Origin of the sequence: Hoeflea phototrophica DFL-43 (assembly GCF_000154705.2) — a bacterium.
Taxonomy (GTDB): domain Bacteria; phylum Pseudomonadota; class Alphaproteobacteria; order Rhizobiales; family Rhizobiaceae; genus Hoeflea; species Hoeflea phototrophica.
In genome coordinates, this window is the sequence record NZ_CM002917.1 from 3,619,030 (window position 1) to 3,640,451 (window position 21,422).

Here is a 21,422-nt window from a genome sequence, read left to right on the forward strand (position 1 = left end):
AAGTCCAAATGTGGGATTTCTCTTACGCCGCCGGTTGTTCTTCCAGCCCGAGCAGGAAATTGATCGACGGGCGCGCCTTGACGAGATCATCTATCGAGTAGGTTGCAAGCACCTCGAAAAAGGCTCCAAGCGCCTTGCGCAAGGCCGTATTCAAACCGCAGGAATCGACAAGCGGGCATTCGGTCGCATCATTTTCAAAGCACTCGGCCATGGCGAAACTGTCTTCGGTCACACTGACCACATCAAGCAGCGTGATCTTGTCCGCCGCCCGGCCGAGCCGGATCCCGCCATTGCGCCCGCGAACTGATTCGACCAGTCCCGCCTTGGTCAATGGCTGCAGGATCTTGAAAAGGAACAACTCGGAAACTGAATAGGCCTTGGCGATGTCGCCGATACGGCTCAAATTCCCATCATTGGCCGCACAATACATAAGCATCCGCACCGCATAATTGGTCTGACGGGTCAATCGCATGATCTTGCTCCATTCATCCGGCGGACACTTCCATTGCCGCTAAAATACAGTTTAGAATGCTTCCAGAAAAAGAAAACCCTTTCATTCAAGTTTTTCCGCCCGAACGGCTGGGCAATCAGACATGAGGCAATTAATGGTGCAGCCAAACCAGTTTGAAACTGTCAACGGTTTCGCCCGCGACACGATCACACTCGCCAACTGGCGCACCCGGCCTTACTGCTTCTGGTCCTTTCGCAACGTGTCGGAAATGGTCCGCTCGGCACGAATCCGCACATCAGGACCGCGCCCCCTGCCCGCACTTGCCGGCAATCCGGAGATCCTCGCGCGGCCGGCCTGGCCTGGTGCCGGGCAGTCCATGACCGAACTCCTGGCCCGCGCCCAGACCGACAGTCTTGTGGTGTCGCGCGGCGCCGGGATCCTTTGGGAATGGCACGCCCCAGGCGTCGACCGCAGCGATCCGCATCTGATCTTCTCGATCTCCAAATCAATCGCGGCGCTGGTTGCGGGCATTCTGGAGGATCAGGGCCTGCTCAATCCGGACACAACCATTATGGAACTGGTCCCGGAAGTGCGCGGCAGTGCCTATGAGGACGCAACCATCCGCGATCTGCTGGATATGCGCGTCAGCCTTGATTTCGACGAATCTTACCTCTCGCAAGGCGCCTATGCACGATACCGCCGCGCGATGGGCTGGAACCCGTCAATTGGCGACGGCAGCGAGACCGATGGCATGCTTGCCTTGCTGCGCACACTCGACAAGGCGGAGCACGCCCATGGCGGCGACCATGCCTACCTGTCGCCCAATTCCGACATGCTGGGAATTGTGCTCGAGCGCGCAAGCGGCGAGCGGTTTGCAGACCTGTGCTCGCGTCTTCTCTGGCAGCCCCTGGCCGCATCGGCTGACGCGTTCATCACGGTCGACAATCTTGGCGCTCCTCGCACTGCCGGCGGCATCTCGGTACGCCCGCATGACCTGCTGGCGCTTGGGGAAATGTTGCTCTCGGGTGGCATCGGCAAAGGCGGCCGGATCGTCTCCGAGCGCTGGATCAAGGACATGCGCACAATGGGCGATCCGGATGCCTGGGCGCGCGGAACCCAGGCCGATTTTCTCGAGCATGGCCGCTACCGCAGCAACTGGTATCAGGTCGGCGGTGGTTCCAACGCGTTTCTCGCGGCAGGCATTCACGGCCAGTTTCTCTACTGCGATCCGGACACAGATACGGCCATCGCCTGCACCTCGTCACAACATGAACCCCAGAGCGATGGGATCGACCAGGAAATGCTGGCGATGTTTGCGGCCATCTGCGCGGCCCCCTGAGCCACGCCGGGTTACGGTGCATGCCGTACAACCGAACCTGATCTATTCGAACACGATATCCGGCATCGCGCGCGTGCCCTCGAGTTCATCGAGACGCGCACGAACTGCAAGCGCGATATCGCGGTAGATCTTCGCATGCGGCCCGTCGGCTGCGGTGGCGACCACCGGCTTGCCGGCATCCGAGGTTTCCCGGATCGGCATCGCCAGCGGCACCTCGCCCAGGAACGGAACCCCGATCCGCGCCGCCTCGTCACGCGCGCCGCCATGACCAAAGATGTCATGGCGTCCGCCACAGTCAGGGCAGAGGAAAAAGCTCATGTTCTCGACGATCCCGAGCACCGGGACATTGACCTTGTTGAACATGTTGAGCCCCTTGCGGGCATCAATCAGCGCCAGATCCTGCGGCGTCGAAACGATCACCGCACCCGCCAGCGGCACATTCTGCGCCATGGTCAATTGCGCATCGCCGGTGCCAGGCGGCATGTCGACCACCAGCACATCGAGATCACCCCAGGCAACCTCACGCAGCATCTGGTTAAGCGCCGACATCACCATCGGGCCACGCCAGATCATTGGTGTGTCTTCCTCGACCATGAAGCCCATCGACATGACCTTGAGGCCATAATTCTCCATCGGCTTGAGCATGCGGCCTTCGAGCTGTTCCGGCCGCCCTGAAATCCCCAAGAGCCGTGGCATCGACGGCCCATAGATATCGGCATCGAGCACACCGACGCTGAGGCCGCTGGCCTGCAGTCCGAGAGCCAGATTGACCGCGGTGGTGGATTTCCCCACGCCGCCCTTGCCCGACGCCACCGCGATGATGGTCTTAACGCCCGGCACCTCCATCTTGGCGCGGCCCTGTGGCTGCGCACGCGCGGTTGCGGGAGGCGTGGGAGGCGCTGGTGGTGTGGCCGATTGTGGCGGGGGGGCACTCGTTCCCGGTTCCCGGGCGGCCGTCAATGCAACCATCGCACCTTCGATTCCCGGAACAGTCTTGGCTGCCCGTTCGGCAGCTTCGCGCAACGGCTCAAGCTCGCGGGCACGCGCAGCTGGCACGGTCAGCGAAAAATAGGCTTTCCCATCAGCAATGAAAATATCCGACACCAGTCCCAGATCGACAATATTGCTTTCGAGATCCGGCCCCTTGACGGTTTTCAGCTTTGCCAGAATGTCTTCCTTGGTCACGCTCACGATGCACTCCGCAAAAATGTTCAACTCTCGACCCATGACATAATGCAGGCAGAGTTCGAATAGAATGGCGCTGAACAGAAAAAGCCGATTGCCTAGCTCTTGTTGGTTCTGCCGCGGAGCACGAAGAACGGAACAATCACGGTCAGTATCAAAAGCCTCGCCACATGATGCGACGCCACGAAGGTCGGATCAATGCCAAGGATCACCGACATCGCGGCCATGGTTTCGAGGCCGCCGGGAGCAAAGGCGATCAGCACCGCAACAACATCCATGCCGGTGATTTCAGCGGCAATTACGGCAAAGATCCCAGCAAGCACAACCCCGAGCACCGTCACCGCCACGCCGGCGCTGAACGCATGCCGGAGCTCTTTCAAGGTCACGCCCGAAAACCGTGATCCGATCAGCGCACCCAGCGACACAAAGGCTGCAGCAGCCAGCCAATAGGACATCACACCTTCAACAATTCCGGTGACATGCAAGCCGACCGACACCAGCATGCCGCCAATCAGATAGGCTGCCGGAAGCTTCAAACGATGCAGAAGGTAGCCAACCAGTGCGGCACAAAGGATCATCAGAACCAGCGGAACCAAAGCGGTTTCCTCCGGGCCGACAGCGGGACGTTCGGGAAGCTGTCCGGTGAGGGCAATCGCCGCGGGGACCAGAAGCGTCAAGGCCAGCACCCGGATCGACTGGACGATGCTGACTGTCTTGAGATCGGCCTTCACGCCCTCGGTCAGTCCCAGCACGTAACTCAGATGTCCCGGAGAGGAGGACAGGAACGCAGTTGTCGGGTCCATCGACCAGTACCGGACCAGTGCGGCGCGTGTCAGAAGGATGATTGCCAGGATGCTGGCTGCAAGAGCCGTCAGTGTCACCGGCCAGGTCCGCATCGCATCGAGAACCTCCGGCGTCACACCCTGACCAATGGTCAGCCCGAGAATGACAAAGACCGCATGACGCAGCAGCAGCGGCGGGCTCTGGATTTTCATTCCAGCAAGCCCTGCAAGCGTGATCATTGTTGCCGGACCGGTCAGATAGGGCGCGGGGAACGAAAGCGCCGCAAACAACACTGCCCCCAGCACGGCAACCGCTATGGTCAACACCGAAGCCTGCCAAGAAACTGGCGGCATTGCGCGTCTCTCCTGTCATGGGGCCCAAATCAATTTGGGAGACAAAACAACAAATTGCAGACGACAGAATCGCTCTGCAGTTCTTGTTTAACTTACAATTTGCCGTCGCGCGACCTGCCAGTGACCAGGCTTTTGCCGGCCAGCCCTGGTCGAGTGCATTGTCCGCGGATCTGCTATTTGATGGGAAGACCCCGTGCCTGGAGATCAGCGCCGCACGGCAAAAGGCCGGGCGTGATTGCCACGCCCGGCCGTTCAAGAGTCATTGAAAATGATCAGTTGGAGGCGCTGGCCATTCCATCCACGGTGAAGAAAAGTGTCTCCCCGGAGCTGTCGTCGACACCGTCATTGTCGGTGACGATATAGGCTTTGCCATCAGCGTCGATCGCCAGACCCTCAACCTTGTCGACAACATAGCCGTTGAGCGATTTGAGATCGGGCAGAAGATCGCGAACCTCCTGCTTTGCCACGACCGGCAGCTCTCCACCGATCGGCGCCGGGACCATCTCGCTCATGGCAACCCGGTAGATCTTCTTGACCGCAGCCTTGTCGGCAATCTGGTTGTCGCGCTCGATGATGTAGGCGAAATCCCCGTGGATCTCGATGTCGGACAGGCCAACCCAGCCCTTGTCAGCAGGCGCGTCGAGCTTGTAACGCACGGCACCCCATTCCTCGCTGTCGATGTTGTAGGCCAGAAGCTTGACTTCCTCGCCCTTGGCATCGTCCTTCCAGGAACGCTGCACCGGCATCCAGAGCACATCCCCGTCACGGGCAATGCCTTCCATGCCGAAGCGGACTTCGTTGGCCAGAAGCTCGGCGGGAAGCGGGACTTCGTGCTTGATCTCACCCTTTGCATGACATGGTAGAGCGCATGCGGACCCAGGCGGTCGTTGCGTCCCTCCGAAGCCAGCCAGAAACCGCCATTGCCATCCAGCGTCACACCTTCAAGATCGAGCTTCTGAGCTGGAGCGCCACCACGGGTGACTTCGAGCGCCGAAGTGATCCGTGCCGGTGTTTGCGTGGCATCAATGGTGAAGATGGTTGGCTGGTAGCCATAGAAACTGTCATTGATCGCATAGAGCGTGCCCTTGCTGTCTGGATCGGCGGCAAGGCCTGACAGGGCGCCCCAGCCGATCAGGGTGTCAGCCCCTGCGGATGTGATCTGTGGATAAGCCGCAGGGGCCTCCTCACGCTGATAGACCATCACGTGGCTGCGCACGCCGCCATCCTCGATCAGATCCGCTTCATTAGCTGTGACCAGCAGGTTGCGGGCCGGAAGCGCAACGATACCTTCGGGTGCGATGCCTGACGGCAGGATTTGCTTGAGCACCGGCGCTGCAGGATCGCTCACATCATAAACACCAACCACCGAGGCACGTTCAGCGCCGACAAAGACGTAAGGAATGCCATCAAATGCCGCGAATTCGATGGATTCAGGCTCCACACCCTTGGCGTCGGAGCGCTTGTCCGGATAGTGGCCGGTCTCGACAACGGCATATTCGAAAGACGTGCCTGAATCATAGACCACGGTGCCGTTCTTGTTGAAGATGGTCCAACCGCGCGAACCGCCTTCATAATCGCCTTCATTGGCGGTTGCGAAGTGATCATCATCGATCCACTTGACCGCGTCGGGCTCGCGCTTGCGGTCGACCTGGGTTTCGGTAAAGCGCAACGCGCCGCGTTCATCGGTCAGATCGACATTTTCGAGCGTCACCGAACCGGCCGAGAAATGCGAGACAACCTTGCCATCGCGATCCAGCACGACGAGGTGGTTGTTCTCCTGAAGCGTGACCACGGTTTCACCAAGCCCATTGACATCGACGAACTCCGGCTCCGGATCTGAAGGGCCCACCTCTGCGAGGCCTGTGACATCGGCAAAACGCAGGCTGGCGCAATCGGCTGCACCGTCCTTGACGTCGATCATCGCAAACTGACCTGCAGGCATCTGCGGCAACACGCCATCATCGAGATCCTCATCGCGTTCGTTTTCAATCGCGATGGCGATGAACGAACCATCCTTGGCGCTGGCGATCGAATCCGGCTGTCCGCCAAGATCGCACTCGGCAGTCACGGTCTTTGCATCCATGTCGAGTGTCAGGAGCTTTCCGCCCACTGCCACATAATCCTCGGAGGTGTTGACCGCGACAAAGGCAGTCGACCCGATAACGGTCACCGAAGTGGGCTCGCCCTGCACATCCACATTGCCCAGCGGCTTGGGAGCGGAAGCATCGGATATGTCAATCATGCCGACAGCGCCAAGCGGGCTGTCGGTGTAGATCAGCCGCTGGCCGTCTTCAGTGGCGGCAATAATTTCAGACGATGTCTCGCGATTGATGTCTTCACCCTCGGCCATGTTCGATGGCGTGGCAAAAGAGGCGACACGGTTGAAATTCATGTCGGCCGCAGACGCTGATGCGGCGATAAGGGCGAGTATGGAGGTAAAGCTGAGAAGTCGTGTCATGGTGCAGTCTCCCGTTTAAATCCAACAGGATGTGCCACTGCACCGATTGCAGCTTCATGACGGATTTGTGTCAGTTATATGAAAGCTCTGATGGCTGAGAGCTGATCATTCGCGGGAATGAAACCGCCTATGCCGTTGCCGGTTTCATGTAACGGCGCCTGCGGATGGTTCTTCACCCGCAGTTGCTTTGCTCAACAGCTTGATTCCGGAATCCTCCAGGAACTCGGGCTTGCCGAAGTAAAATCCCTGCAAGCAGTCACACCCGGCCGCCAACGCCCGCAACCTGTCTTCTTCCGTTTCTATCCCCTCCGCGATGACTGATTTTCCCGAGCGCCGGGAAATCTCCACCACAGCGCTGACAAAAACGTCGGTGACGACATCATTGCCCAGCGAATTGACGAAGCTCTTGTCGATCTTGATGATGTCAAAGGGCAGCATACGCAGCTGGTTAAACTCCGAATACCCCATGCCAAAGTCATCCAGAGCAATGCGGAACCCGTGTGCCTGCAACGCAGAGAGGCGCTTGGCATTGTCGGCGCTGCAGATCAAGGAGGCGCTTTCCGTGACCTCCAGAACAATTCGGCAAGGATCCACGCCGGTTTCGCTCAGTATGCCCAACAGTCTGTCGACCAGGTCGGGGGCAGCGACCTGGTTGGCTGAAATGTTCACATTGACTGAAACCTTGGGCAGCTTCTCAAGATCCTCACACACCTGCCTGACAACGTAACATCCAACATCTGAAATGAGGCCGGCCCGCTCGGCAATAGGGATGAAGACATCCGGAGTAATCACGCCCCGAAGGCTGTGATGCCATCGAAGCAGCGCCTCATAGGCAACCAGGTCCCCATTCACACCGACAATCGGCTGATACGCCACACGCAAGTGCTTGAGCAGAATGGCGGCGCGCAGCTCCCGCATCAGTGTCTTTTCGTTGCGAACATCTGTCAGCATCGCTTCGGCATACATTGTCGATTGAGCCCGGCCGTTTTTCTTCGAAGCATAAAGCGCCATATCGGCATTGGCGACCAGAGCACCCCAGGTCTTTCCATGGCGCGGAGCCATTGCAATTCCAACGGATGCACTGACCATCAGTCGCTGAGTGCCGATATCCAGTCCTTGGGCAAGCCGTTCGACGAATTCCGAACAGCGCTTCTGCGCGAACGCTTCCGTTATCGGGTCGGAATGCTCGACGAACACGGCGAACTCATCACCACCGAGCCGGCCTACCCATCCATCCGGGAAGCTGGCCTCGAGCTGCTGGGCGAAGAAGCAGAGAACACGATCTCCGATTGGATGGCCGTGCGTGTCATTGACTTGCTTGAAATGATCAATGTCGACGAGAAAAAGAGCGGCAAAACGCTTGCGGCCTCGTACCTCGAGAACGGATTTGGTCGCGGTGACAAATCTCTCCCGGTTGAGGGCGCCGGTCAGGGCGTCCCGTTCGAACTGGGCGACAACCTTCTTGTGCTTCTTCTTCAGCTTGGCGACTTGATTGCGCAGCGCCAAAACCGCCAAACCCAGATACAATATGGCCCCGGCTCCACCAATGGCAGCAAGCGCCAGCCAATCGGGATGCACAATATCTTTCGCACCCGAAATGGGAACGCCAAGCAGCTGGTCGGCAGCCATGAACGAGCCGATAAGCACAAGGATCAGGAAACCGAAAACCAGCTCACTGGCTCCGCCAAAATGACCCCGTTTCTTAAGACTGCGTGTATCCATGCCCGATCGCGAGGCCTCCGAGATTTCAGCCGCTGACAGCAAATGCCGGCTTGTCACCAATGCTCCCTTTGAGCGGGAAACCCGGCCAATCAGAAACCTTGCCCTGTTAAACGCGTCCAGCATCCTGCACGGAAGTATTGTCTTTGCAGAACAGAATGGTGTTGCGGCTCTGACTAGCACCATTAGGTTAAGCCTTGCCGCCGGGCCCACTGCAAGTTCTTGCAATCCCCTCGACGAGGACAAAGGTGCCTGGGGACACGATGGTGGAAAATGACCGCCGGATTCAGGGCCGGTCGATACCGTAACTCTTGTAGACGGCATCCATGAACTGGCGCGCACAGGCTTGCCAAGAAAACGCCATCGCCCGGTCTCTTGCGTCATCCCGGGAAAGATCAAGGCAGGCCAACGCCGCCTTGCGAAGATCTTCGTCGACAATGCCCGCTGCACTCTCGCCAATGATGTCCTTGGGGCCGGTGACCGGATAGGCGGCGATGGGAACCCCCGAAGCCAGCGCCTCCAGAAGCACAAGACCGAACGTGTCGGTGCGTGAGGGAAACACGAACACATCGCCCATCGCATAAAGCGCCGCAAGCTCCCGCCCGGATTTTGCACCGGTGAAGGTCACATCGGAATAGCGCGCTCTGAAATCATCGAGTTGCGGCCCGTCCCCGACCACCAGCTTGCTACCGGGCAGATCCATCTCCAGAAAAGCCTCGACATTCTTCTCCACCGCCATCCGCCCGACATGCAGAAAAACCGGACGCGGCAAATCGAGCGGTGGCGGATAGTCCGGATTGAAAAGCGTGGTGTCGACACCGCGCGACCAGATGTGCAGGTTTTCAAATCCCTTGCCGGCGAGCTCCCTGCGCAGGGATTCTGTGGCCACAAAACACCCTCGCCCGGAATTGTGAAAGCGTCGCATGACCGCATACATCCAGGCCTCGGGAACCGGCAACCGTGCGGAAACATATTCTGGAAAGCGGGTGTGATAGCTGGTCGTGTAGCCATCCTGTTTGCGCGCGACCAAGCGCGCCAGCATGCCAAGCGGCCCTTCGGTGGCAATCTGGATGAAGTCAGGCGCCGATTGCGCGATGCGCCTCGAAACCCGCCAGGGCGTGGCCAGCGCCAGCCGGATTTCAGGATAGCCCGGCATCGGAACGGTGCGAAACTCCGCCGGTGAAAGAATGTCGACTTCGACATTCAGCGCTTCCAGATCGCGGACCAGATGTTCGATCGAACGCACGACACCATTGATCTGCGGCCGCCAGGCATCGGTGACTATGAGCAATTTGGGCATACACCGGTCCGCTTGAGCTGTGGGCCGTGATCACGGATGACACCTCTTAGCTTCGCCATGAGCGTTGATCAACACCGGTTCCGCCTGTTGCAAACACCAGATTTCCGGCAGCCCGAGGCTCGGAGCCCGTCCCTAAACCGCTACTGTGACGCTCTGAAGACACTCAGCTTGAGAAAGGCGATCAGCATCGCCAGTGCCAAGGTTGGGCCTGCGCCATTGCCCAGCATTGCGTCATTGTCTTGCAAGTCGGATTGCCTGAGCGTGCACGTCCATTCGCCATCCCCCTCACGCGCCGTTCCCTTGAGCACAATCGACCAATCGGGAAGATGCGTGTTGACCAGATGCAAGACGGCCTCCGTCGGGTGGCGGTCGGCCAAGGGACCGGATTCGCCGAAATTTTCGTCAGGAAACGCAGACTGAAGCGCACTGATGACATCCTGGTAGAGGCCGGCATCCAGGGTATTCGCCTGCAACACCTTGGTGAATACGTCGGTCAGGCCATTGATCACGCTGGTCTCCCATCTGTTTGAACTCGGTTTCCGGCTCCGTCGCCTACCATCATCCGGATTGACCGGGCTGGCGTTGACCAAGATCAAGACTGGCTGCGAATCTTCGGACCCAGTTCCTGCTGCAACGCCAGATGATGGGTGAGATCGGACAGCGAAATCACACCAAGCAGCTGATCGCCCTGGACAACCAGCAACTTGCGCCGCGCGGCCGTGGCCAGTGATTTGAAAACAGCTTCAAGCGGGGCATCCGGTGCAACCGAATTGTCAGGCCCAAGCGGCACGGTGATCTCTTGCACCTGCTTTGTTGCCCAATCTGCACGGTCGACCGATCTCGCCCCGGCAATGTCGGCATAGCCCAACAGCCGCTCACCAGACAGCACCGGGACGAAGCTGACGCCATGGCGCAGCATCACATCATCCACCAGTTCGGAAATCGTCGCATCGGAGGCGACCGTCCAGACCGTTTCACTCATCAGCACCCGCGCCGTCTTGCCACGCAACGCCGCCTTGATCAGCAGGTTCTGGTAGCTGCCACTGGAGGCGTTGAGGATGAAGAACCCGATCAGAATTTGCCAGAAGCCTCCCACGCCCTGCCCGCCAAACACCGCCAGCGCGCCACTCACCATCAGGAACAGGCCGAAGAATGTACCGATACGGCTCGAGATCCGGGTGGCCCGCAACAGATCGCCGGTGACACCCCAGATCACCGCGCGCAACATCCGCCCGCCATCAAGCGGAAACGCCGGAAACAGATTGAAAACAGCCAGAACAAGATTGATCAGCGCCAGATAGCCGAACACGGCGCCAGCGATGCTGGCATCCGGACCACCGCCGGACAGGCTTGATGCAATATTGAAGAAGCCCGCAAGCAGCAGGCTCATCAGCGGCCCGGCAATGGCGATCTGGAACTCGGATTTCGGATCGTGTGGTTCTTCTTCAAGTTCGGCAACGCCTCCGAAAATGAAAAGCGTGATGCCGCCCACGCCCAGACCATGGGACCGGGCAATCAGCGAATGCGACAACTCATGCAGGATCAGCGAAGCGAACATGCCCAGCATCGCGACAATGCCGAGCACGGTGTAGAACGAGCCCGAGAGCCCCGGAAGAACCTGGGGGAAATAGGATGTCGACAGGCTCCAGACAATCAGGGCAGCGATCAGCAACCAGCTTGGATCGACCTTGAGTTTGAAACCGAATATCTCGAAAATCTGAACAGCATTCTTGAACATGACATCTCCCAGTCGCTCTGACCCGGGCATCATGCACCAGACCGGACCCACCGGTATTGATCGACATCATCTCGCTGGCTGGCCACCTCAAGAAGAGGCCATCCAGGGTGTTCCCCGCCTGGGAATCAAGCCTACTCCAGCCGTGCGGGAAATCCGTCGGCGCGCAGGTCGGTGCCCAAGCGGTCTTCAAGCAGCTTGGCGATCATCGGCGACTGCGCGTCTCCGCCATAGGCCGCCTTGGCCTCGACATAGGTCTGCTCGGTCATCGAGGCCAGTTCCAGCGGCACGCCGAATTCCCGGCCGAATTCCATCGCAAAGCCGAGATCCTTGAGCGCCAGGTCGATGTTGAAGGCAATGTCGTAGGATCCGTTGAGGATCAGCGCGCCCTCGGTCTCGTGCACGAAGGAATTGCCCGACGACGCCTTGATCGCCGCCCAGGCCTGAGCGAGATCAAGACCGCCACGCTTGGCCAGCATCAGCGCCTCGCCGCAGGCCTTCAAATGAATGAAGGCCAGCATGTTGGTGATCACCTTGATGATCGAGGAATTGCCGAGCGGCCCCATGTGGAAGATCTGGTTGCCCATCGCCTGCAGCGCCGGCAGGTGCAGGTCGAACAGGTCCTTGTCGCCGCCCGCCAGCATGGTGATCTGCCCTTGCGCCGCCAGATGCACGCCGCCGGTCACCGGCAGTTCCATGGTGCGCACCCCCTTTTTGGCTGCGACCTCCCCAAGCCGCAGGATCTCGTCCCGGCCGAGCGTTGACATCTCGATCCAGGTGGACCCGGCCTTAGCCGTTGTCAGGACCTCCATGAGCACCTTCTCAGACACTGCCGGCGACGGCAGGCAAGTGACGATGGCGTCGCAGTCGCGTGCCAACTCCGCCGGCGTCGCCGCCCAGACGCCGCCCATGTCGACATGGCGTTTGCCAAGCGATGGATCGAGGTCATTGACCGTAACCTCGAAGCCCGCTTTGAGCATGCTTACGGCCAGATGGCCGCCAAGATTGCCCAGCCCGATAAATCCGTAGCGCATTTGTCCGTCCCTGATTTTGAAGCTTTGTGAGAATGCTGACGCCGCTAGCCGTGGCCGATCAGCGCCTTGGTTTCGAGATAGTCGTGCATGCCCCAATCGGCATATTCACGGCCGTTGCCCGATTGTTTGTAGCCGCCGAATGGCGCGAACATGTCCCAGTCGGGGTAGTTGATATGCACCTGGCCGGCATGCATCTGCCGGGCGATTGAGCGCGCATGGTCCAGATCGCCTGACTGCACATAGGCCGCGAGCCCATAGACCGTGTCATTGGCAATCCGCACGGCCTCGTCCTCGCTGCCATAGGGCATGATGGCGAGCACAGGACCGAAAATTTCCTCGCGCGCGATCCGCATGTCATGCGTGACAGCACCAAACACTGTCGGCTTGACATAATAGCCCTGGTTGAGCCCGTCGGGCTTGTCGCGTCCTCCGCTCACCAGAGTGGCCCCGTCCTGAATGCCCGAGGCAATCAGCGCCTGGATCTTGTCATACTGGACCTGGCTGATCACCGGACCGAGATCGGTATCCGCCGCCAGCGGATCACCCGTCACAAGCCCTTCGGCAGCCTGCTTGGCAATGGCAAGGGCCTCTTCATGGCGGCCCTCGGGCACCAGCATCCGGGTCGGTGAATCACAGGACTGGCCGCTGTTGCCGAAGCAGAGCTCGACACCGGTTTTGACGGCGGCTTCAAGCTCGGCATCATCCAGGATAATGTTGGGCGACTTCCCGCCGAGTTCCTGCGCCACCCGCTTGACCGTATCGGCGGCTGACTTGGCCACCAGGATCCCCGCCCGCGTCGACCCGGTGAACGAGACAATGTCGATTTCGGGATGCGAACTCAGCACCTGCCCAACACCGGGTCCATCACCATTGACCAGATTGAACACGCCCGCAGGCACACCGGCCTCGTGCATGATCTCGGCAAACACGATCCCGCTCAATGGCGCGATCTCGCTCGGTTTGAGCACCACGGTGCAGCCAGCAGCGATCGCCGGCGCCACCTTGCAGGCAATCTGGTTCATCGGCCAGTTCCACGGCGTGATCAGGCCGGCGACCCCGATGGCCTCTTTCACAATCCGGGTGGTTCCGCGCTGCTCCTCGAACGCAAAACTCTCAAGCGCTGTTATGGTCGCCTCGATATGTCCGAGGCCGGAACCTGCCTGGTCGGACCGCGCCATACCCGCGGGCGCTCCCATTTCCATGGTGATGGCGTCAGCGATCTCCTCAATTCGCGCTTCGTAAACATCGCGGATCCGGCGCAGAAGCGTAAGGCGATCATCCTTGCTGGTCGCGCTGAAGCCTGCGAAAGCGGCACGTGCCGCCATGATCGCCTTCTCAGCGTCCTCAGGGCTGCCGATTGCGACCTTGGCCACGCTGGCTTCCGTTGCGGGATTGATCACATCCAGCAACGACGCGCCCGATGATGGCGAAACCCATTCGCCATTGATGTAGAATCGCCCGGTATTGTCGCTGATCGCCATGAAACTGCCTTTAAATATAAATGTTGAAGGCCGCCCTGAGAGCTGCGTCGGTCACAGGATCAAACAGCGGTACAGTTGATTGATCAAGGATTCGGTTCTTTCGGGCAATGGCTTTCTGCACCAGATCCGGTTTGCCAATCTCCACCCACTCTTTCGGGCTGGTCCGGTCAGCGAGCACCGGATAGATATATTCGGTCTGCATCACGCTCAACGTCTGGGAATGCCCGAGGTAATGCCCCGGCCCTTCCAGACAAACTTCCCGCATTGCTTCCAGACTAACGCTGTCCTCGGTCACATCGATCCCGCGGACGCAGCGCAGCACCTGGCCCAGCATATCATCGCCAAGCACCAGCGATTCCATGCAGAACCCCAGCAGCGACGCATGCATACCGACGGACTCATAGACCATGTTGAGCCCACTCAACCCCGCCATGACGTTTGAGGTCGCCTGCTCCCAACCGGCCTGCATGTCGGGCAGCTTGGAATCGGCAATGCCCGCAGCCGCGCCACCCGGCAGGCCATAGAACCGGTGCATCTGGGCACAGCCCGCAGTCAGCAGCGCCTGCTCGCCCGATCCGCCCGACATTGCCCCCGAACGAAGGTCGGACACGAACGGCCAGGTGCCGAACACCGCCGGATGGCCCGGCGCCATGGCATTGACATAGACAACGCCCGCCAGGCATTCGGCCACCGCCTGCACGATCGCGGTAGCGAGCGGCGCCGGCGCGGTTGCGCCCGCCTGCCCGGCTGACAATAGCAGCACCGGCATGCCCGCACGGATGCAGTTCTCCATGGTGATGCAGCTCTCTTCCGCAAATTTCATCGGCGGAACCACGAAGCAGTTGGAATTGGAGACGAACGGCCTAGCACGCCATGCCTCTTCCCCGCCTGCCACCGTGTGAAGAAAATCCATGCAGCCGGCAATATGGGACGGATCGGAGAAGCTGGTCCCGACATGCTTGGTGGTGCCGCCGCAACAGGCATAGAGCGTGTTGATGTCCATCTCGAAATTGTCCACCACATCGCGGCAGACCATGGCGCGCTGAAAGAAATGGACATTGTCCAGCGCATGGGTGATCCGCGACGCCTCAAACAGATCCTTGGCGGTGGATTCGCGGTAGGTCCGGGTTTCGACATCCACCACATGCACCGCGGCGCCGGCTGTGCCGTAATGCACCCGTGTGCCCGAGAGATCGAGGTCATAGGCAGGATCGCGGCCATGCAGCACCACATCCTTTTTTGCCAAGGCCAGCATGTCCTCGACCAGCGCGCGCGGAAACCGGAGCCGCCCGTCATCGCCGAGGATCGCACCGGCCCCGGTCATGATCTCGATGCCCGAGGGCGGTGCCTGCGACAGGCCGATGGTTTCAAGCGCGTCGAGCGCTGCCTCATGGATGCGCAGAACATTGGCCTCACTGAGCGCCGAATACTGGCCACCACTCATACCGGGCCGGACCGGCCTGAGATTAGCGGCGAGAGGGGCCGTGCGGACAGCGACACGTCCCGCACGACCGCCGGAGCGGCGTCCCTGTTTTTCCGCGACCGGTGCCTCGATCAAGGTATCAGCCAGTGGCTCAAGTGTTGGTTCCATTGCGGTCTCCATTGGGTCCGAAGCAAATTCCAATTCACATCCGGACGCGGAGCGCGCCGGGGTCGTAGAGCGGTTTGAGCGACGCAATCGCCTGATGGCGTTCGCCCGCAATCTCGATTTCATAGCTGGATGCCAGAACATCCGCGGCGCTTTCACCCGCCGAGGGCACATAGCCAAGTCCGATGGCGCCACCGAGATGATGGCCATAATTGCCCGAGGTGATGATCGAGACGATCTCGCCGTCGCGCACGATCACCTCGTTGTGGAACAGCAAAGGCTCGGGATCCCTGAGCTGGAATTGCACCAGACGGCGGCTGAGCCCGGCTTCGCGCTTGGCCAGCACCGCATCGCGGCCGATGAAGTCGCCCTTGCCGGTCTTCACCGCAAAACCGAGACCGGCCTCGAGCACATGATCCTCGTCGGTGATGTCGTGGCCGAAATGCCGGAAAGCCTTTTCGATGCGGCAGGAATCGAGCGTGTGCAACCCGCAGAGCTTCAGCCCGTGATCGCCGCCCGCTTCGGCCAGCGTTTCAAACACATGCGCGGCCTGGTCGCTGGAGACATAAAGCTCCCAGCCAAGTTCGCCGACATAGGTGACACGGTGCGCCCGTGCGAGACCCATCCCGATCTCGATCTCGCGCGCTATTCCGAAAGGATGCGCATCATTGGAGAAATCATTCGGGCTGACAGCCTGGAGCAATGACCGCGCATTCGGTCCCATCACACATAGCACGGCCTCTGCTGCGGTGACATCGGTGATGACAGCAAAGCTGTCGCCAACATGCCGCCGGAGCCAGGCGAGATCCCGTTGCAGCGTGGCGCCGGGCACCACCAGCAGGAAGGCGGTTTCAGTCAGCCGCGTCACGGTCAGATCGCATTCGATGCCACCGCGGGCATTGAGCATCTGGGTGTAGACAATCCGGCCCGGCGCAACGTCCATGTCATTGGCGCAAAGCCGTTGCAGGAACGAAAGTGCATCCCGCCCCTCAACCCGGATCTTTCCGAACGAGGTCATGTCGAACAGCCCGACAGCCTCGCGCACGGCCCTGTGCTCCCTGGCCTGGTTCTCAAACCAGTTCTGCCGCTTCCACGAATACCGGTATTCCCGTTCCTGCCCCTCGTCGGCAAACCAGTTGGCCCGCTCCCAGCCGGCTGTTTCGCCGAACACCGCACCACGGGCTTTCAGATGCTCATGGATCGGCGACCGGCGCACACCGCGCGCCGTTGCCTTCTGCCGGTAGGGAAAATGATCGGCATAGAGCAGGCCGAGCGTCTCGCTCACCCGCTCGCGCAGATAATGCCGGTTCTTCTGAAACGGCTGCGCTCGCCTGATATCGACGTCCCAGAGATCGAAGGGCGGCTCGCCGTCATTGATCCACTGCGCCAGTGCAAAGCCCGCACCGCCCGAGGACACGATGCCGATGGAATTGTAGCCCGCGGCAACCCAATAACCGCTGACTTCCGGTGCCTCGCCGAGATAGTAGCTGTCATCGGGCGTGAAGCTCTCAGGCCCGTTGAAGAAGGTGTGAATGCCGGCAGTGGCGAGCAACGGCAGCCGGTTGACCGCCTGCTCGAGGATCGGCTCGAAATGATCGAAATCCTCCGGCAGCTGGTCAAAACAGAAATCTTCGCTGATCCCGTTCATGCCCCATGGCTTGGCGACCGGCTCGAAGGCACCGAGCAGCATCTTGCCGGCATCTTCCTTGTAGTAGGCGCATTCATCCGGTACCCTGAGCACCGGCAACCGCGACAGGCCTTCAATCGCCTCGGTCACAATGTAGAAATGCTCGCAGGCATGCAGCGGCAGCGTGACGCCGGATTGCGCGGCGAGATCGCGGCCCCACATGCCGCCGCAATTGACCACGATGTCCGCGTCAATCGTGCCTGCTTCTTCGCCCTGCTCCCAATTCACACCGGTGACCTTGCCCTCCGCAGTGTTGACCGCGGTGACCTTTACCCCCTCGATGATCTTGGCGCCGTTCTGCCGCGCCCCCTTGGCCAGCGCCATGGCGATATTGGCGGGGTCGCACTGACCATCGAGCGGCAGGTGCACCGCCGCCTTGACGTCGGAGATGTTGAGATGCGGATACATCTTCAACACTTCGTCAGGCCCGACTTCCTGAACGTCGACATCAAAGGCCCGTGCCAGCGACGCCTGCCGGTAAATCTCTTCCTTGCGCGCTTCCGTCAGCGCCACCGTGATCGATCCGCATTGCCGCATCCCCGTCGCAACACCGGTTTCTTCCTCAAGCTTGACGTAGAGATCGGCGGAATACTTGGCGAGCCGCGTCATGTTGATCGACGCCCGCAATTGCCCGATCAGACCGGCCGCATGCCAGGTTGTGCCCGAGGTCAGTTGCTTGCGTTCGAGAAGCACGATATCGCGCCAACCCAGCTTGGCGAGATGATAGGCGACCGAACAGCCGGACACGCCGCCCCCAATGATAACCGCACGTGCATGGGTGGGAGGTGTGGTCATGCATTGGACTCCGGCGGGATAAGAACAAGCTTTCCCGGATAGCGCTTGGAGAGGAAATCAGCCTGAGCCCGGGCAATCTCGAACAATGGGTAAGTTGCGGAAACCAGCGGCCGGATCAGCCCCTTGTTGATCAGGTCCACCAGATGCTGGAACACCGAGGGCGGCTGATAGGTGCAGCCGAAAATCGTCAGATCATTGAGGTAGATGGTGCGCAAATCCGCCTCAACGACAGGCCCAGCAATGGCGCCGGAAACCGCATAACGCCCGGCTGGAAGCAGGGCCTCCAGGAACCCGCCCAAGGCGGGACCGCCGACGACATCGATCACCACATCCAGACTTTTCGGAGCAGCGGTTTCATCCCGCACTAGAATGTGCGCCGCACCGGCTTCCCGAACCGCATCAGCCTTGGACGCTGCGCATTGGCCCGTCACAACAGCGCCGCGCAGTTTCGCCAGTTGAACTGCAGCCAGCCCGACGCCGCCGGAAGCCCCGGTGACCAGAACCCGATCCCCTTCGCCAACCTGGGCTCTGGTCAGCAGGTTTTCCGCTGTTCCGAAGGCACAGGGCATTGCGGCAATCTCGGTGTCCGAGAGCTGCGATTCCGTCACGTCGTAAAGATGCCGGGCGGGCACGCGGCAGAACTGGGCAAAGGCACCATCATAATCCGACCCAAGCGCAACATAGGCCGTTGGCGCAGCATCGGTTGCTTCAGACTGGTTGGTCGGGCAGACCACCCGCTGTCCAATCGACCAGCCCGAGACGCCCGCTCCGATCGCCACGATCCGGCCGCAGAATTCGGCACCCTGAATGCGCGGAAAGTCCAGCGCACCGGCAAACGCGCCATCGGCATGGACGTCTCCTTCCGAGGTGGCGCCCTTGGCCTCCTTTGCATACCAGCCAAGCCGGGTGTTGATATCGGTGTTGTTGACACCGGCGGCCATCACCCGAACCAGAACTTCCCCGTCACGCGGCACCGGCGTGGCAACATCCTCCCGGCAGCGCAACACTTCCGGCCCGCCATGGGCAGTCAATTCAACAGCGCTCATCAGGCTTGGCAGATTCACCCACGAAGCCTTTCATTTGAGGGATCCCACAACGGCTGATCCGCCTGAACGGTGGCTGCGAAGCGCTCACCGAAAATCTCCACCTCAAGCTTCGTGCCAGGCGCAGTCAGATCATGGCGCACCATGCCCAGCGCGATGGATTTATCGATGCGGTGGCCCCAGCCACCCGAAGTGGTTTCACCGACCACCTCGCTGCCATCCCAGAGCGTTGACATATAGGGCGCGTCACAGTCTCCGGCCTCGATCACCAGCGTGACAAAGCGTTTGGACACACCCTGCTGGCGTTCGACCTCAAGCGCCTGCTTACCGACAAATTCCGGCTTGTCCCATTTGACAAAACGGTCCAGCCCGCCTTGAAGCACGGTGTAGTCGGTCGACAGATCGCCCTTCCAGGCGCGGTAGCTCTTCTCCAGACGCAGCGAGTTGAGCGCAAACATCCCGAAGGGCTTGAGCCCGTGCGGCTTGCCTGCCGCCATGACAGCATCAAACACCGCCGGCGTGTCTTCGACCTTGGAGTGGATTTCCCAGCCAAGCTCTCCAGCGAAGGAAACCCGGATCAGCTGACACCAGATCCCGGCCACCTGGGCTGACTGATGCGTAAGCCATGGCTTCCCAAGATCTGCATCGGTGATACCCGACAGGATCTCGCGTGATTTCGGGCCGGTCAGGATGTGACAGGAGAACTGCTCGGTCACATCCTCGATCTTGATGTTCAGACCATCAGGCAGGTGCTTCAGGAGCCACTCATAATCATGCCATTGCGCCGTCGCGGCGGTGATCAGGAAGAAGAAATCCTCACTCATGGCCATGATCGACATTTCGGTGACGATCCGGCCCTGGGCATCGGCGAAATAGCCAAGCCCGATCCGGCCCGGCTTCGGCACCACACCGGTGATCAGCGTCGACAGCCAGTCGCGGGCGCCGGTTCCTTCGACCCGGAACCGCGAAAAGCCGGGAAGATCCAGAATTCCGGCGGCATCCCGCACGGCAAGGCACTCCTCACGGACCGCCTCGAACCAGGCGCCTTCGCGGCTCCAGATCTGGGTCGCCTCCTCGCTCACATCATCACCGGGGCGGGCAAACCAGTTGGCCCGCTCCCAGCCATTGTAGGCGCCGAATTGCGCCCTAAGCTCTGCCACCCGGTCATGCACCGGCGAGAGCTTCTTGTTGCGGCCCGCAGGCCATGCGTGATGGGGGAAATGCATGCCATATTCATGGCCATAGACTTCCATGCCCTTGGCCACGCAATAATCCTGATCACAGAACGAGGTGAAGCGGCGGGGGTCGCAGGACCACATGTCCCACTCGGTCTCGCCCTCGATAATCCATTCCGCCAGCACCTTCCCGGCACCACCGCCCTGGCAGATTCCGAAAGTGAACACGCAGGCCTCGAAGGCATTGGGAACGCCCGGCATCGGCCCGATCAGCGGGTTGCCGTCCGGCGTGTAGGGGATCGGACCATTTATGTTCTTGGTCAGCCCGGCAGTGCCGAGCAGCGGTACCCGTTCACAGGCATCATTGATGTACCATTCCAGCCGCTCGAGATCATCGGGATAGAGCTGGAACGAGAAATCCTCGGGCATCGGATCATCCGGCGTGATCCAGTGCGCCTTGCAGTTTCGCTCATAGGGTCCGAGGTTGAAGCCGTTCTTTTCCTGCCGGAGATAGTAGGAACTGTCGACATCGCGCATCAGCGGCAGCTTGTTGCCGGTTTCCGCGGTCCAGGCAGCCACCTCAGGCACCTCGTCAAACAGCATGTATTGATGGCTCATCACCATCATCGGCACATCACGGCCAAACCATTTGCCCACTTCGCGGGCGTAGTAGCCAGCCGCATTGACCACATATTCGCAGCGGATCTCGCCCTTGGGCGTCGAGATCACCCATTCGTCATTTTCGCGCCGCACTCCCGCAGCCGGACAGAAACGGTAGATCTTCGCGCCAAGATCCCGCGCGCCCTTGGCCAGCGCCTGGGTCAGCTGCGCCGGGTCGATGTCACCATCATTGGGATCATAGAGCGCGCCGGTGAGATCATGGATCTCGGCAAACGGATAGCGGGACTTGATTTCCTCGGGGGAGAGGATGTCGAGATCCATGCCCTGATAGCGGCCCATGCCCGCCACCCGCTGGAATTCCTGCAGCCGCTCCTTGGAATGGCCCAGCCGGATCGAACCGGTGACATGATAATTCATCGGATAGTCGACCATCGCCGCCAGACCGCGATAGAGCTCGGCCGAGTAGCGTTGCATGTTCATGATCGACCAGGAGGACGAGAACGTCGGAACATTGCCCGCCGCGTGCCAGGTGGAGCCCGCCGTCAACTCATTCTTTTCAAGCAGCACACAGTCGGTCCAGCCGGCCTTTGCCAGGTGGTAAAGCGCCGACACACCGACCACTCCACCGCCGATGATCACGACCCGCGCTTGCCCTGCAATCTCACTCACTTGTCG

Annotated in this window: 14 protein-coding genes and 1 pseudogene; 1 reads left to right on the forward strand and 14 read right to left on the reverse strand. The window is 60.3% G+C overall.

Annotation, left to right across the window (positions count from 1 at the left end; all coding sequences use genetic code 11):
• Positions 1 to 22: 22 nt before the first annotated feature.
• Entirely contained in the window at positions 23 to 472 is a 450-nt protein-coding gene (gene rirA, locus HPDFL43_RS17090; protein WP_007198645.1) for an iron-responsive transcriptional regulator RirA, read from the reverse strand.
• A 133-nt stretch (positions 473 to 605) separates the two neighbouring features.
• Between rirA and HPDFL43_RS17095 the strand changes: the two genes are divergently transcribed.
• Positions 606 to 1,790: a serine hydrolase domain-containing protein gene (locus HPDFL43_RS17095; protein ID WP_007198646.1), complete on the forward strand. Its 1,185-nt coding sequence runs from the start codon at positions 606 to 608 to the stop codon at positions 1,788 to 1,790.
• 42 nt (positions 1,791 to 1,832) lie between these two features.
• Here HPDFL43_RS17095 and HPDFL43_RS17100 read toward each other — a convergent pair whose 3' ends face one another.
• The 13 genes and pseudogenes from HPDFL43_RS17100 to HPDFL43_RS17165 all read right to left on the reverse strand — a co-directional run bounded on the left by HPDFL43_RS17100 (position 1,833) and on the right by HPDFL43_RS17165 (position 21,416).
• Entirely contained in the window at positions 1,833 to 2,981 is a 1,149-nt protein-coding gene (locus HPDFL43_RS17100) for an Mrp/NBP35 family ATP-binding protein (protein WP_040450427.1), read from the reverse strand.
• Positions 2,982 to 3,073: 92 nt separating this feature from the next.
• On the reverse strand, positions 3,074 to 4,111 hold the full coding sequence (locus tag HPDFL43_RS17105; protein ID WP_007198648.1) for an AbrB family transcriptional regulator: 1,038 nt from the start codon (positions 4,109 to 4,111) through the stop codon (positions 3,074 to 3,076).
• A 272-nt stretch (positions 4,112 to 4,383) separates the two neighbouring features.
• Positions 4,384 to 6,569 (reverse strand): annotated as a pseudogene (locus HPDFL43_RS22395) (esterase-like activity of phytase family protein).
• 144 nt (positions 6,570 to 6,713) lie between these two features.
• Complete coding sequence (locus HPDFL43_RS17120; protein ID WP_210165607.1) at positions 6,714 to 8,348, reverse strand: putative bifunctional diguanylate cyclase/phosphodiesterase; 1,635 nt, start codon at positions 8,346 to 8,348, stop codon at positions 6,714 to 6,716.
• Between the two features lie 226 nt (positions 8,349 to 8,574).
• A complete protein-coding gene (locus HPDFL43_RS17125) occupies positions 8,575 to 9,588 on the reverse strand; it encodes a glycosyltransferase family 4 protein (RefSeq protein ID WP_007198653.1) in 1,014 nt (337 codons plus the stop codon).
• Positions 9,589 to 9,728: 140 nt separating this feature from the next.
• Positions 9,729 to 10,097: a hypothetical protein gene (locus HPDFL43_RS17130; protein ID WP_007198654.1), complete on the reverse strand. Its 369-nt coding sequence runs from the start codon at positions 10,095 to 10,097 to the stop codon at positions 9,729 to 9,731.
• An 83-nt stretch (positions 10,098 to 10,180) separates the two neighbouring features.
• On the reverse strand, positions 10,181 to 11,326 hold the full coding sequence (locus tag HPDFL43_RS17135) for a site-2 protease family protein (protein ID WP_007198655.1): 1,146 nt from the start codon (positions 11,324 to 11,326) through the stop codon (positions 10,181 to 10,183).
• Positions 11,327 to 11,457: 131 nt separating this feature from the next.
• A complete protein-coding gene (locus tag HPDFL43_RS17140; RefSeq protein WP_007198656.1) occupies positions 11,458 to 12,357 on the reverse strand; it encodes an NAD(P)-dependent oxidoreductase in 900 nt (299 codons plus the stop codon).
• A gap of 44 nt (positions 12,358 to 12,401) precedes the next feature.
• Entirely contained in the window at positions 12,402 to 13,838 is a 1,437-nt protein-coding gene (locus HPDFL43_RS17145; protein WP_007198657.1) for an aldehyde dehydrogenase family protein, read from the reverse strand.
• Between the two features lie 10 nt (positions 13,839 to 13,848).
• On the reverse strand, positions 13,849 to 15,429 hold the full coding sequence (locus HPDFL43_RS17150; RefSeq protein WP_156970319.1) for a trimethylamine methyltransferase family protein: 1,581 nt from the start codon (positions 15,427 to 15,429) through the stop codon (positions 13,849 to 13,851).
• Between the two features lie 34 nt (positions 15,430 to 15,463).
• Positions 15,464 to 17,908, reverse strand: coding sequence for a GcvT family protein (locus tag HPDFL43_RS17155; RefSeq protein WP_007198659.1), 2,445 nt, complete (start codon positions 17,906 to 17,908; stop codon positions 15,464 to 15,466).
• A complete protein-coding gene (locus tag HPDFL43_RS17160; RefSeq protein ID WP_052093346.1) occupies positions 17,905 to 18,954 on the reverse strand; it encodes an alcohol dehydrogenase family protein in 1,050 nt (349 codons plus the stop codon). Before HPDFL43_RS17160 ends, HPDFL43_RS17155 begins: the two co-directional genes overlap by 4 nt.
• Positions 18,955 to 18,968: 14 nt before the next feature.
• Positions 18,969 to 21,416, reverse strand: a complete 2,448-nt coding sequence (locus HPDFL43_RS17165) for a GcvT family protein (protein WP_007198661.1) — start codon at positions 21,414 to 21,416, stop codon at positions 18,969 to 18,971.
• Positions 21,417 to 21,422: the final 6 nt, after the last annotated feature.